This window comes from Streptomyces sp. NPDC005820 (assembly GCF_040630255.1).
Classification (GTDB): domain Bacteria; phylum Actinomycetota; class Actinomycetes; order Streptomycetales; family Streptomycetaceae; genus Streptomyces.
In genome coordinates this window covers 97447-109100 of record NZ_JBEXXE010000010.1, presented here as the reverse complement: position 1 = coordinate 109100, position 11654 = coordinate 97447, and the positions used below count along the sequence as shown (strand labels likewise).

At 68.4% G+C, this 11654-nt stretch carries 11 protein-coding genes; 8 read left to right on the top strand and 3 right to left on the bottom strand.

Translation table 11 applies throughout. From position 1 onward, the window contains the following. Window positions 1–27 precede the first annotated feature (27 nt). From gnd to dnaA, 3 genes are all read right to left on the bottom strand, one after another. Window positions 28–903 carry a phosphogluconate dehydrogenase (NAD(+)-dependent, decarboxylating) gene (gene gnd, locus ABZ464_RS14450; protein WP_359275851.1) on the bottom strand — a complete coding sequence of 292 codons (876 nt, stop codon included), beginning with the start codon at window positions 901–903 and terminating at the stop codon, window positions 28–30. Between the two features lie 189 nt (window positions 904–1092). Further along, a complete protein-coding gene (gene dnaN, locus ABZ464_RS14445; protein WP_359275848.1) occupies window positions 1093–2223 on the bottom strand; it encodes a DNA polymerase III subunit beta in 1131 nt (376 codons plus the stop codon). 1073 nt (window positions 2224–3296) lie between these two features. Beyond that, complete coding sequence (dnaA, locus tag ABZ464_RS14440; RefSeq protein WP_359275845.1) at window positions 3297–5270, bottom strand: chromosomal replication initiator protein DnaA; 1974 nt, start codon at window positions 5268–5270, stop codon at window positions 3297–3299. Between the two features lie 363 nt (window positions 5271–5633). Between dnaA and rpmH the strand changes: the two genes are divergently transcribed. The 8 genes from rpmH to ABZ464_RS14400 all read left to right on the top strand — a co-directional run bounded on the left by rpmH (window position 5634) and on the right by ABZ464_RS14400 (window position 11532). Beyond that, on the top strand, window positions 5634–5771 hold the full coding sequence (gene rpmH, locus ABZ464_RS14435; RefSeq protein ID WP_018846094.1) for a 50S ribosomal protein L34: 138 nt from the start codon (window positions 5634–5636) through the stop codon (window positions 5769–5771). 21 nt (window positions 5772–5792) lie between these two features. Then, window positions 5793–6164 carry a ribonuclease P protein component gene (gene rnpA, locus ABZ464_RS14430; protein ID WP_359275843.1) on the top strand — a complete coding sequence of 124 codons (372 nt, stop codon included), beginning with the start codon at window positions 5793–5795 and terminating at the stop codon, window positions 6162–6164. Continuing rightward, entirely contained in the window at window positions 6161–6508 is a 348-nt protein-coding gene (gene yidD, locus ABZ464_RS14425) for a membrane protein insertion efficiency factor YidD (protein ID WP_359275841.1), read from the top strand. Before rnpA ends, yidD begins: the two co-directional genes overlap by 4 nt. Window positions 6509–6511: 3 nt before the next feature. Beyond that, window positions 6512–7789 (top strand): membrane protein insertase YidC, encoded by a 1278-nt coding sequence (yidC, locus tag ABZ464_RS14420; RefSeq protein ID WP_359275838.1) that lies wholly within the window; start codon window positions 6512–6514, stop codon window positions 7787–7789. Window positions 7790–7804: 15 nt separating this feature from the next. Then, a complete protein-coding gene (locus ABZ464_RS14415; protein ID WP_055632124.1) occupies window positions 7805–8314 on the top strand; it encodes a R3H domain-containing nucleic acid-binding protein in 510 nt (169 codons plus the stop codon). A gap of 120 nt (window positions 8315–8434) precedes the next feature. Further along, a complete protein-coding gene (rsmG, locus tag ABZ464_RS14410; RefSeq protein ID WP_359275835.1) occupies window positions 8435–9151 on the top strand; it encodes a 16S rRNA (guanine(527)-N(7))-methyltransferase RsmG in 717 nt (238 codons plus the stop codon). A 213-nt stretch (window positions 9152–9364) separates the two neighbouring features. Then, complete coding sequence (locus tag ABZ464_RS14405) at window positions 9365–10438, top strand: AAA family ATPase (RefSeq protein ID WP_359276187.1); 1074 nt, start codon at window positions 9365–9367, stop codon at window positions 10436–10438. Further along, complete coding sequence (locus ABZ464_RS14400) at window positions 10435–11532, top strand: ParB/RepB/Spo0J family partition protein (protein WP_359275832.1); 1098 nt, start codon at window positions 10435–10437, stop codon at window positions 11530–11532. The genes ABZ464_RS14405 and ABZ464_RS14400 overlap by 4 nt, the downstream gene beginning before the upstream one ends. The last annotated feature ends 122 nt before the right edge of the window (window positions 11533–11654 follow it).

Below are 11654 nucleotides of genomic sequence, written 5' to 3'. Positions count from 1 at the left end.
CCGACCTCCCCCAGGGTTCTCGGGTTGTTACTTCGTCTCGACCGCGTGGCCGCCGAACTGGTTGCGCAGCGCCGCGATCATCTTCATCTGCGGGGAGTCCTCCTGGCGGGAGGAGAACCGCGCGAACAGCGAGGCCGTGATCGTGGGCAGCGGCACGGCGTTGTCGATGGCGGCCTCGACCGTCCAGCGGCCCTCGCCGGAGTCCTGGGCGAAGCCCTTCAGCTTGTCGAGGTGCTCGTCCTCGTCGAGGGCGTTGACCGCGAGGTCGAGCAGCCAGGACCGGATGACCGTGCCCTCCTGCCAGGAGCGGAAGACCTCGCGCACGTCCGTGACGGAGTCGACCTTCTCCAGCAGCTCCCAGCCCTCGGCGTAGGCCTGCATCATGGCGTACTCGATGCCGTTGTGGACCATCTTGGCGAAGTGGCCGGCGCCGACCTTGCCGGCGTGCACCGAGCCGAAGTCGCCCTCGGGCTTGAGCGCGTCGAAGACCGGCTGCACCTTGGCGACGTTCTCCGCGTCGCCGCCGTACATCAGCGCGTAGCCGTTCTCCAGGCCCCAGACGCCGCCGGAGACGCCGCAGTCGACGAAGCCGATGCCCTTGGCCGCCAGTTCCTCGGCGTGCTTCTCGTCGTCCGTCCAGCGGGAGTTGCCGCCGTCCACGACGACGTCGCCGGGCTCCAGCAGCTCGGCCAGCTCGTCGATCGTCGACTGGGTGGCCGCACCGGCCGGGACCATCACCCACACCACGCGCGGGCCCTTGAGCTTGCCCACAAGTTCTTCGAGGCTGTGGACATCGGCGAGGTCCGGGTTGCGGTCGTATCCGACGACGGTGTGGCCCGCGCGGCGGATCCGCTCGCGCATGTTGCCGCCCATCTTGCCGAGGCCGACGAGACCGAGCTCCATCAGTTGTTCCTTAGGTCGCTGTGTGGCGTGTGGGGCACCTTCGTACCCATGTCCGAGCCTAAACCCGGACGGTCACGCACACCTGTGGGCATACGCGCTCAGACGTACGGCCCCACATGCGGGCTCACCTGCGGGTTTGCCCACAGGCCGGGAGTCGGTTCTCCACGGCCTGTGGACAACACCGGCTGCTCAGCCGCTCAGTCGCACCGGCATGATCAGGTACTTGTAGGCGTCGTCCGCCTCGGCGTCCAGCGCCGGCCTGCCGCTGAGCAGCGCGGGCTTGGTGGACGTCGTGAAGGACAGCTGGGCGACGGGGGAGTCGATCGCGCTCAGGCCGTCCAGCAGGAAGGTCGGGTTGAAGGCGATCGAGATGTCGTCGCCCTCCAGCTGGGCGTCGACCCTTTCCACAGCCTGTGCGTCGTCGCTGGAGCCGGCCTCCAGGATGAGCACGCCCTGCTCGAAGCTGAGCCGCACCGGGGTGTTGCGCTCGGCGACCAGGGCCACACGCTTGACGGCCTCCACGAAGGGGGCGGTCTCGATCACGGCGACGGAGTTGAACTCCGTCGGGAACAGCGTGCGGTACTTCGGCAGATCGCCCTCGAGGAGACGGGTGGTCGTCCGGCGGCCCGCGCCCTCGAAACCGATCAGGCCCTCGCCCGAGCCCGAGCCGGAGAGCGCCAGGATGACGCTGTCGCCGCTCGTGAGCGCCTTGGCGGTGTCCAGGAGCGTCTTGGCGGGCACCAGGGCGACCGCGGAGGCGTCCGGGTTCTCCGGCTTCCACAGGAACTCACGGACCGCGAAGCGGTAGCGGTCGGTGGAGGCGAGGGTGACCGTGTCGCCCTCGATCTCGATGCGCACACCGGTGAGCACCGGCAGGGTGTCGTCACGGCCTGCGGCGATGGCGACCTGGGCGGCGGCGGAGGCGAAGACCTCACCGGGGACGGTGCCCGTCGCGTTCGGCATCTGGGGCAGCGACGGGTACTCCTCCACGGGCAGGGTGTGGAGGGTGAACCGCGAGGAGCCGCAGACCACGGTCGCCCGTACACCGTCTGTGGAAATCTCCACCGGCCGGTTGGGGAGGGCGCGGCAGATGTCCGCGAGCAGGCGGCCGGAGACGAGGACTGTGCCCTCCTCCTCGACCTCGGCCTCCACGGACACGCGCGCGGAGACCTCGTAGTCGAAGCTGGAGAGGCTCAGGGCGCCGTCCTCGGCCTTCAGCAGCAGGCCCGCGAGGACAGGCGCCGGCGGACGGGCCGGGAGGCTGCGCGCCGCCCAGGCCACTGCCTCCGCGAGTACGTCGCGTTCCACCCGGATCTTCACTCTTGCCGCCTCCTGCTGTTGCCGGCGCTTCTCGGCCTGCCTGGCTTGGTCGTCTGGTGTCGGTGTGATCGGCCCCGGCGAAGGGAAGGACCACCGGGGACCAGTCTGACGCACCGCACTGACAGTAGGTGCCTCTCGAGGTCAAGTCGTGACGAGGGGCAGCCGGACGCCGGAGGGCGAGTTGTGCACAGGCCCCACTTCGAAACGGATTCCGAGCTCTCTCTAGTTGTCAGTAGTAGTAGGGCCTGTGGATACCGTGGATAACCCTGTTTTCGCAGCTCAGAGGCGATTTTTTATCCACTGGCCCTGTGGGCGGAGGCGGTGGACAACCGGGCCCGTCTGTGGAGAACAGAAAGTTCTGCACACTCCGTGCACAGGGAGGGGCGAGTTCTCCCCAGCGCCGTCCCCAGCTTTACCCACCTTTCCCACAGGCCAACCCGGCAACTTCGTGTGACGCCTTTCACTCGACCCGGTGAGGAGGCGCGTCAGCTTGCCGAACAGTGGACAGGCATGTGGAGAAACCGCTGATCGCTGGGGACAACCGGCCGCAGCCTGTGGGTTGCCGGTGGACAACTTCGTGCACAGCCTGTGGATCAATTTTTTGTCCACAGCCTGTGGACGTCCTTCGTCCACGAATCCACAACCTGTTGACCTGGCTCGATGCTCCTCCCACAGGCTCGCCTGTGGATACAGTCTGGACAACTTCCGGGTCCCCAGGGTGTGGACGGCAAAAAGTCACCGAATCTGTGGAGAGTGGCCGTAACCCGGCCGGAAATCGAACAGCGGATGACGGGCGGCCCGGACGCACGGGCGCCCCCGGGCCCCTCCGGCGAGGTGTCACGGCTTCCCTGGACACGCGTCACGGCTCTCCTGGACACGCGCCAAGGCTTCCGCGCGGACGCGCCAAGGCTCCCGCGCGGACGCGCCAAGGGGTTCTGCGGGGACGCGTGACGGGCTTCTGCGGGGACGCGTCACGGGCTCACCCGGACACGACGCGCCAGGGGCTCACCCGGACACGCAGAGGGCGCCCCGGGATCGGTTCCCGGGGCGCCCTCCGTGGCGTCGTACGGCGGTCAGCCGGCCTTGATGCGGTTGGTCAGCTCGGTCACCTGGTTGTAGATGGAGCGCCGCTCGGCCATCAGATTGCGGATCTTGCGGTCGGCGTGCATGACCGTGGTGTGGTCCCGGCCGCCGAACAGCGCGCCGATCTTCGGCAGCGAGAGGTCCGTCAGCTCGCGGCACAGGTACATGGCGATCTGCCGGGCCGTCACCAGCGCCCGCCCGCGCGAGGTCCCGCACAGGTCCTCGACCGTGAGGCCGAAGTAGTCGGCGGTGGCGCTCATGATGGCCGTCGAGGTGATCTCGGGCGCCGAGTCCTCGCCGCCGGGGATCAGGTCCTTCAGGACGATCTCCGTCAGCCCCAGGTCCACCGGCTGCCGGTTGAGCGAGGCGAACGCGGTCACCCGGATCAGCGCGCCCTCCAGCTCACGGATGTTGCGCGAGATCCGCGAGGCGATGAACTCCAGCACCTCCGGCGGGGCGTTGAGCTGCTCCTGCACCGCCTTCTTGCGCAGGATCGCGATCCGCGTCTCCAGCTCGGGCGGCTGGACGTCGGTGATCAGACCCCACTCGAAACGGTTCCGCAGCCGGTCCTCCAGCGTCACCAGTTGCTTGGGCGGCCGGTCGCTGGACAGCACGATCTGCTTGTTGGCGTTGTGGAGCGTGTTGAAGGTGTGGAAGAACTCCTCCTGCGTCGACTCCTTGTCCGCGAGGAACTGGATGTCGTCGACGAGCAGGATGTCCATCTCCCGGTACCGCTTGCGGAAGCTGTCGCCCTTGCCGTCGCGGATGGAGTTGATGAACTCGTTGGTGAACTCCTCCGAGCTGACGTACCGCACACGCGTGCCGGGATACAGGCTCCGCGCGTAGTGTCCGATCGCGTGCAGCAGGTGCGTCTTGCCGAGCCCCGACTCGCCGTAGATGAAGAGGGGGTTGTAGGCCTTCGCGGGCGCCTCGGCCACGGCGACCGCGGCCGCGTGCGCGAAGCGGTTGGACGCGCCGATGACGAACGTGTCGAAGAGGTACTTCGGGTTCAGCCGGGCCGTCGGCTCACCGGGCCCGCCCACCGACGGCGACGGCGAGGCCGGCGCCCCGGGCACTCCCGGCGCGCCGGGCCGCTGCGGCGGCCCGGAACCTGCCGACGGCTCGGGCAGCTCCCGCCGGCCCGCGTCCCGCTGGTCGTACTCGGGCCGCTTCTGCTCGTAGGGGGCGGGGTCGTACGGCGGCCGCTCCATCGACTGCGGCCGGTAGTCCTGCGGCGGCTGACCGTAGGAGTCCTGGGGGTAGGGGGCCTGCGACGGCGACCTGTAGGGGTCCTGGGCCGGGGGACCGTAGGAGTCCTGCGACGGCGAGGCGTACGGATCACGCTCCGGGAAACCGAGCCGCTGCTGCTGCCAGCCGTACTCGTCCTGCTGCGGCCGCGGCCAGGCGCCGGGCTCCGGGCGCTGGTACTCCGACGGGTACGCGGGCCGCGCGGTCGGCAGCTGCTCCCCGCGCGGGTCCTCGCCGGAGTGCCCCGGGCGCTGCTCGGCGCGGTGCCGGCCGTAGCTCCCGTCGTACGGGCTGTCATAGGAATTGTCGTACGTGCTGTCGTAGCGGCCCTTGGGCTCGTCGTACGGGCTGTCGTACGGGCCGGACGGGAGTTCGGGCTCCTCGTAGCGCGGCTTCGGCTGCTGCTGGACCGGGGGCGCCGGCGGGGCCGGGGGCTCGCCGACGGAGTCGTCCACGGTGATCGCGATACGGATCGGGCGGCCGCACTCACGGCTCAGGGTCTCGCTGACGATCGGGGCCAGCCGGCCCTCCAGTACGCCCTTGGCGAATTCGTTCGGCACGGCGAGCAGGGCCGTGTCGGCGACCAGCGCCAGCGGCTGGCAGCGCCGGATCCAGTGCTCGTCCTTCACCTCGACACCCTGGCCACGGCCCTCACCGAGGAGCTGCTCCAGTACGCGTGGCCACACTGCGGCAAGATCGGCAGGTACGTCAGCCACAGGGCACGCTCTCTCGTGGGGGGTCCCACGCACGTGTGGTTGCGGGACGGGTTGGGAACCGGGGGTCAAAGGAACGAATCGGAGTCCGGCCACGGTAGTCAGGCCGACGGCTGCGGTTCAAGTTGTTGTCCCCAGGCTGTGGATAGTGTCTCCCGGTGACCCCTGGTTTGACCGGATGGCGCAGCCGCGCGTACCGTAACCAGGTCGAGTTGTCGATGGCTGCTGCCGCCTGCCTCCGATGGGCACAGATCGCGTCAGGTGATCGGGAAGCGGTGCACTCGGGCGTAACGAGAGCTACTCGTGGGCGCACGGTGACAGCCAGGACGGCACCCGCCACACCGATTTGATTTCTGGAGCCCCCGAGTGAGCAAGCGCACCTTCCAGCCGAACAACCGTCGTCGCGCCAAGACCCACGGCTTCCGCCTGCGGATGCGCACCCGTGCCGGCCGCGCGATTCTCGCGAACCGCCGCAGCAAGGGTCGCGCGAACCTGTCCGCCTGAGCCTGATCAGGTCATGACGTCGTGCTGCCTACCGAGCATCGGCTGAGGCGGCGCGAAGACTTCGCGACCGCAGTACGACGGGGTCGTCGGGCTGGCCGTCCGACTCTCGTCGTCCATCTTCGAAGCGGTGCCATGGACCCGCACGCGCCTGGGGAGAGCGCTCCCCCGACGCGTGCGGGTTTCGTCGTGAGCAAGGCTGTGGGCGGGGCGGTCGTACGCAACAAGGTGAAGCGCAGACTGCGTCATCTGATGCGCGACCGAGTCGTTCTGTTGCCCCCCGGTAGCCTGGTAGTCGTACGGGCGCTGCCCGGTGCGGGCGACGCCGACCACGCACAGCTGGCCCAAGACCTTGATGCCGCCCTTCAACGGCTGCTGGGAGGGGGCGCGCGATGAAGTACCCGCTGCTGGCCCTGATCAAGCTCTACCAGTGGACGATCAGTCCGCTGCTCGGGCCGGTCTGCAAGTACTACCCGTCGTGTTCCCACTACGGGTACACGGCCATCGACCGGCACGGCGCGATCAAGGGAACGGCACTCACCGCGTGGCGCATCCTGCGGTGCAACCCGTGGTCGCTGGGGGGTGTGGACCATGTCCCGCCGCGGAAGCGCCCGCGGTGGCACGAAATGCTGCGCGACGCCTGGCGTGCACGCAGGGGCGGGACCTCCGCCGCCGAAACGGCCACCGAGCTCTCCTCGAGCCCGGCCGCAGAGACCCCGTCCCATGCCCAAGGAGCATGATTAGTGGACACGATTGCCAGCCTCTTCAGCTTCATCACGACACCCGTTTCCTGGGTCATCGTCCAGTTCCACACGGTGTACGGCAAGATCTTCGGCCCTGACACCGGATGGGCCTGGGGCCTGTCGATCGTGTCTCTGGTGATCCTGATCCGCATCTGCCTGATCCCGCTCTTCGTGAAGCAGATCAAGGCGACCCGGGCCATGCAGACGCTCCAGCCCGAGATGAAGAAGATCCAGGAGCGCTACAAGAACGACAAGCAGCGTCAGTCCGAAGAGATGATGAAGCTGTACAAGGAGACGGGCACCAACCCGCTCTCCTCGTGCCTTCCCATCCTGGCGCAGTCCCCGTTCTTCTTCGCCCTCTACCACGTGCTCAACGGCATCGCGAACGGTGACACCATCGGCGTGATCAACCAGAGCCTGCTGGAGAGCGCGCAGAAGGCGCACATCTTCGGTGCTCCGCTGGCCGCGAAGTTCACGGACAGCGCGTCGGAGGCCCAGGCCCTCGGCGCCTCCCTCACGGACGTCCGCGTCGTCACCGCGATCATGATCGTCCTGATGTCGGCCTCGCAGTTCTTCACCCAGCGCCAGCTGATGACGAAGAACGTCGACACCTCGGTGAAGACCCCGTTCATGCAGCAGCAGAAGATGCTGATGTACGTCTTCCCGGTCATGTTCGCCGTCTTCGGCATCAATTTCCCGGTCGGTGTCCTCGTCTACTGGCTGACCACCAACGTGTGGACCATGGGCCAGCAGATGTACGTGATCCACAACAACCCGACCCCGGGTTCCAAGGCCCAGGCCGCGTACCTGGAGCGGCTGTACAAGCACGTGACGCACGTCGGCAAGACCCGCCGCCGCAGCGAGAAGACCATCATCAAGGCCATCGTCGCCAAGGGCCGCGACCGCAACGAGGCCGAGCGCAAGTTCATCAACGGTCTGACCAAGGCGGGCCTCGCGGCCCAGGCCGACGGCACCGTGGTGAAGAGCGACGCCCAGACCGTCGTGGAGACCGAGGACGGCACCACCACGACGACCGCGGCCGCCGCCAAGCGCCAGCAGCCGAAGCGGCAGTCCAAGTCCCAGCGCCAGTCCGGCGGCCCGAAGGCGGCCGGCGAGACGACCTCGCTGAGCAAGTCCGACGAGCCCGAGGACGAGAAGCCCTCCGACGCCGCCCCGCGGACCGCCCCCAAGGCCGGTACCGGTGGCGGACGCAGCAAGGCCCAGTCCGGGCAGCGCAAGGGCGGCCCGCAGCGCCCCAAGTCCCCGTCCAAGAAGTAAGAAGGAGCCCATCCCGTGACGGAAGGCACCACCTCCGCTGCCGAGGGTGCAGACACCCTGACCCGCCTGGAGCAGGAGGGCGAGATCGCGGCGGACTACCTCGAGGGTCTGCTGGACATCGCGGATCTCGACGGCGACATCGACATGGACGTCGAAGCCGACCGCGCCGCTGTGTCGATCATCAGCGACTCCGGCACCCGTGATCTGCAGAAGCTGGTCGGCCGGGACGGCGAGGTGCTGGAGGCGCTGCAGGAGCTGACGCGCCTGGCCGTCCACCGGGAGACCGGGGACCGCAGCCGGCTGATGCTGGACATCGCGGGCTACCGCGCCAAGAAGCGCGCCGAGCTCTCCGAGCTGGGCGCCAAGGCCGCGGCCGACGCCAAGAACAGCGGCGAGCCCGTGAAGCTGAAGCCCATGACGCCCTTCGAGCGCAAGGTCGTCCATGACGCGGTCAAGGCCGCGGGCCTGCGCAGCGAGTCCGAGGGCGAGGAGCCGCAGCGCTTCGTCGTCGTGCTCCCCGATTAGATTCGGTACGTACGTCACCCCCGGCCCCGTCTGTAGCGCAGGCGGGGCCGGTCTTTGTCAGCCTTGTTGTTCTGGTGGTCGGCGCTGGACGCGCCGAAGCGGTACGGAAGGACGGTCCCCGTGACGGAGGCAGCGGAGCTCCCCCCTGCGCCCGAGGTGGCACGCGAGGTATTCGGTGATCGCTTCGCGGATGCGGTCCGGTACGCCGAGCTCCTGGCCGAGGCAGGTGTGCAGCGCGGTCTCATCGGCCCACGAGAGGTGCCACGCCTGTGGGAGCGGCACATCCTCAACTGCGCGGTGCTCTCCGAAGTCGTGCCCGAGAGTGTCACCGTGTGCGATGTGGGCTCGGGCGCCGGCCTGCCCGGCATCCCCCTGGCGCTGGTGCGCGAGGACCTGAAGATCACTCTTCTGGAGCCGCTCCTGCGGCGTACGAACTTCCTGACCGAGGTGGTCGAGCTCCTCGGCCTGGACCATGTCACCGTGGTCCGTGGCCGTGCCGAGGAGGTCATGGGCACGCTTCCGCCGGTCCATGTGGTGACCGCCCGCGCCGTGGCACCCCTCGACCGTCTGGCCACCTGGGGCATCCCGCTGCTGCGCCCCTACGGTGAGATGCTCGCTCTCAAGGGCGACACCGCCGAGGAGGAGCTGAAGAGCGCGGCCACCGCCCTGAGCAAGCTGGGCGCGGTCGGCACCTCGATCCTCCAGGTCGGTGAGGACGTCGTCGATCCGCTCTCCACGGTGGTGCGGGTCGAGGTCGGGGAGAGTCCCGGTGGCGTGCGGTTCGCGGCCAAACGGGCGAAGGCCGCCCGGACGGGACGGGCCCGCCGCCGGCGCTGACGGAGTGTCGCGTCCGTTCGGCCGTAGGCGCTGTGCATCGTGTTTCACGTGAAACGTCGCTCCCTGCTGCACGGCATCATCAGTCGCGGTCGCGCCGCGGCCGAACCCCGCGAACGAAAGCCCCTCGGTTCACTCGATGCGGGAGTGGAGTTGTCCACAGAGGTGGATTTCTCCACAGAACAACAGGCCTCACTGGTTCGCGACCCCGAAGACATGGCAGGCTCTGTTCATTGCGAGCTTGAAGTCGAGGAGAGTGAATCCTTGCGGTCCGACGCCAACATCGCGGGACCGATGGCCGATCCGGTCCCCGGTCCCCGTACCGAGTCCTTGGGGGAGGGTGTTTCACGTGAAACACCGCCCCCGATGGACGACACTCCGATCGGTCGTGCTGCCCAACTGGCGGTGGAGGCACTGGGCCGCGCCGGCGAGGGTCTGCCACGTCCGGAGCAAACCCGGATCATCGTGGTGGCCAACCAGAAGGGCGGGGTAGGCAAGACCACGACGACCGTGAACCTTGCCGCTTCCCTGGCCCTGCACGGCGGCCGTGTGCTCGTCGTCGACCTCGACCCGCAGGGCAATGCGTCCACTGCCCTGGGGATCGATCATCACGCCGAGGTTCCATCCATCTATGACGTGTTGGTCGAGAGCCGCCCGCTCGCGGAAGTCGTCCAGCCGGTTCCCGATGTCGAGGGCCTCTTCTGTGCCCCCGCCACCATCGATCTCGCCGGTGCGGAGATCGAGCTGGTGTCGCTGGTGGCACGAGAGAGCCGGCTGCAGCGGGCCATCCAGGCCTATGAGCAGCCGCTGGACTATGTCCTCATCGACTGCCCGCCCTCGCTCGGCCTGCTGACGGTCAACGCGATGGTGGCGGGTGCGGAGGTCCTGATCCCGATCCAGTGCGAGTACTACGCACTGGAGGGGCTGGGGCAGCTGCTGCGTAACGTCGATCTGGTGCGGGGGCACCTCAACCCCGCCCTGCATGTGTCGACCATCCTGCTCACCATGTACGACGGCCGGACGCGCCTGGCGTCCCAGGTCGCCGACGAGGTGCGCACCCACTTCGGTGACGAGGTGCTGCGGACGAGCATTCCTCGCTCGGTCCGTATCTCCGAGGCGCCGAGCTATGGGCAGACGGTGCTGACCTACGATCCAGGATCGAGCGGTGCCCTCTCCTATCTTGAGGCGGCCCGAGAGATCGCGCTGAGAGGTGTGGGCATCAGCTACGACGCCACCCACGCCCATATCGGCGCACAGAACAATCCGAGCATGGTGGAGGGGATCCAGTGAATGAGCGACGGAGGGGGTTGGGCCGTGGTCTCGCCGCACTGATCCCTGCCGCCCCTACGGAGAAGACGCCGGCACAGACCGCAGTGGCCGGATCGACGGCCCCGGCGACTGTCCCGGGCCTGAACTCCGACCGCGGGGTGGCAGCGGCGAAGGTGGCCACACTGCCGGCTGTTTCACGTGAAACAGAGGAGCCGTCGGCCTTCGACGTCGTGGAGACGCCCGGGCCGCCCATCGGGGCGTACTTCGCCGAGATCCCCCTCGATGCGATCACGCCGAACCCGCAGCAGCCGCGTGTGGTCTTCGATGAGTACGCGCTGGAAGAACTCGTCATCTCCATCAAGGAGGTCGGTCTCCTCCAGCCGGTCGTCGTACGGCAGCTGGGCCCTGGGCACTATGAGCTCATCATGGGTGAGCGGCGCTGGCGGGCCTGCCGTGAGGCGGGGCTGGAAGCGATCCCGGCGATCGTGCGGGCCACCGACGACGAGAAGCTTCTCCTGGACGCGCTTCTGGAGAACCTCCACCGGGCGCAGCTGAACCCGCTGGAAGAGGCGGCCGCCTACGACCAGTTGCTGAAGGACTTCAACTGCACGCACGATCAGCTGGCGGACCGAATCGGCCGGTCCCGTCCGCAGGTCTCCAACACACTGCGTCTGCTGAAGCTTTCGCCGGCGGTTCAGAACCGGGTGGCGGCGGGTGTGCTGTCGGCCGGTCATGCTCGCGCGCTGCTCTCCGTGGAGGACGCGGAGGAGCAGGAGCGGCTCGCCCACCGGATCGTGGCCGAGGGGCTCTCGGTGCGGAACGTCGAAGAGATCGTGACCCTCATGGGCTCCCGGCCGCAGACGGCCCAGCGCGCCCGGAAACCGCGTGCCGGTGCTCTCGTGTCCCCGGCGCTGTCTGAGCTCGCCACCCGGCTCTCGGACCGCTTCGAGACCCGGGTGAAGGTCGACCTGGGGCAGAAGAAGGGCAAGATCACCGTCGAGTTCGCCTCCGTGGAGGATCTGGAGCGGATCCTCGGCACGCTGGCTCCGGGCGAGGGGTTCGCCCTGCAGAAGGGGCTCGATGAGGAGAGCGACGCGGAGGAAGCGGACGACTGAGTCCCCGTCGGCCCTGTGCCCCCGTCACAGGGGGGCGCTGTGAGCGTCTGAGCGAGCCGTGTCCGATGTGCCCGGAACACGGCTCGCTCTTTGCGTTCAGTCGGTATCGACGGGAATCGCAA

Excerpts from the sequence above, each read along its gene's own strand:
- gnd (WP_359275851.1), bottom strand. The coding sequence starts at position 903 with ATGGAGCTCGGTCTCGTCGGCCTCGGCAAGATGGGCGGCAACATGCGC.
- yidD (WP_359275841.1), top strand. The coding sequence starts at position 6,161 with ATGAAGTACCCGCTGCTGGCCCTGATCAAGCTCTACCAGTGGACGATC.
- ABZ464_RS14405 (WP_359276187.1), top strand. The coding sequence starts at position 9,365 with ATGGCAGGCTCTGTTCATTGCGAGCTTGAAGTCGAGGAGAGTGAATCC.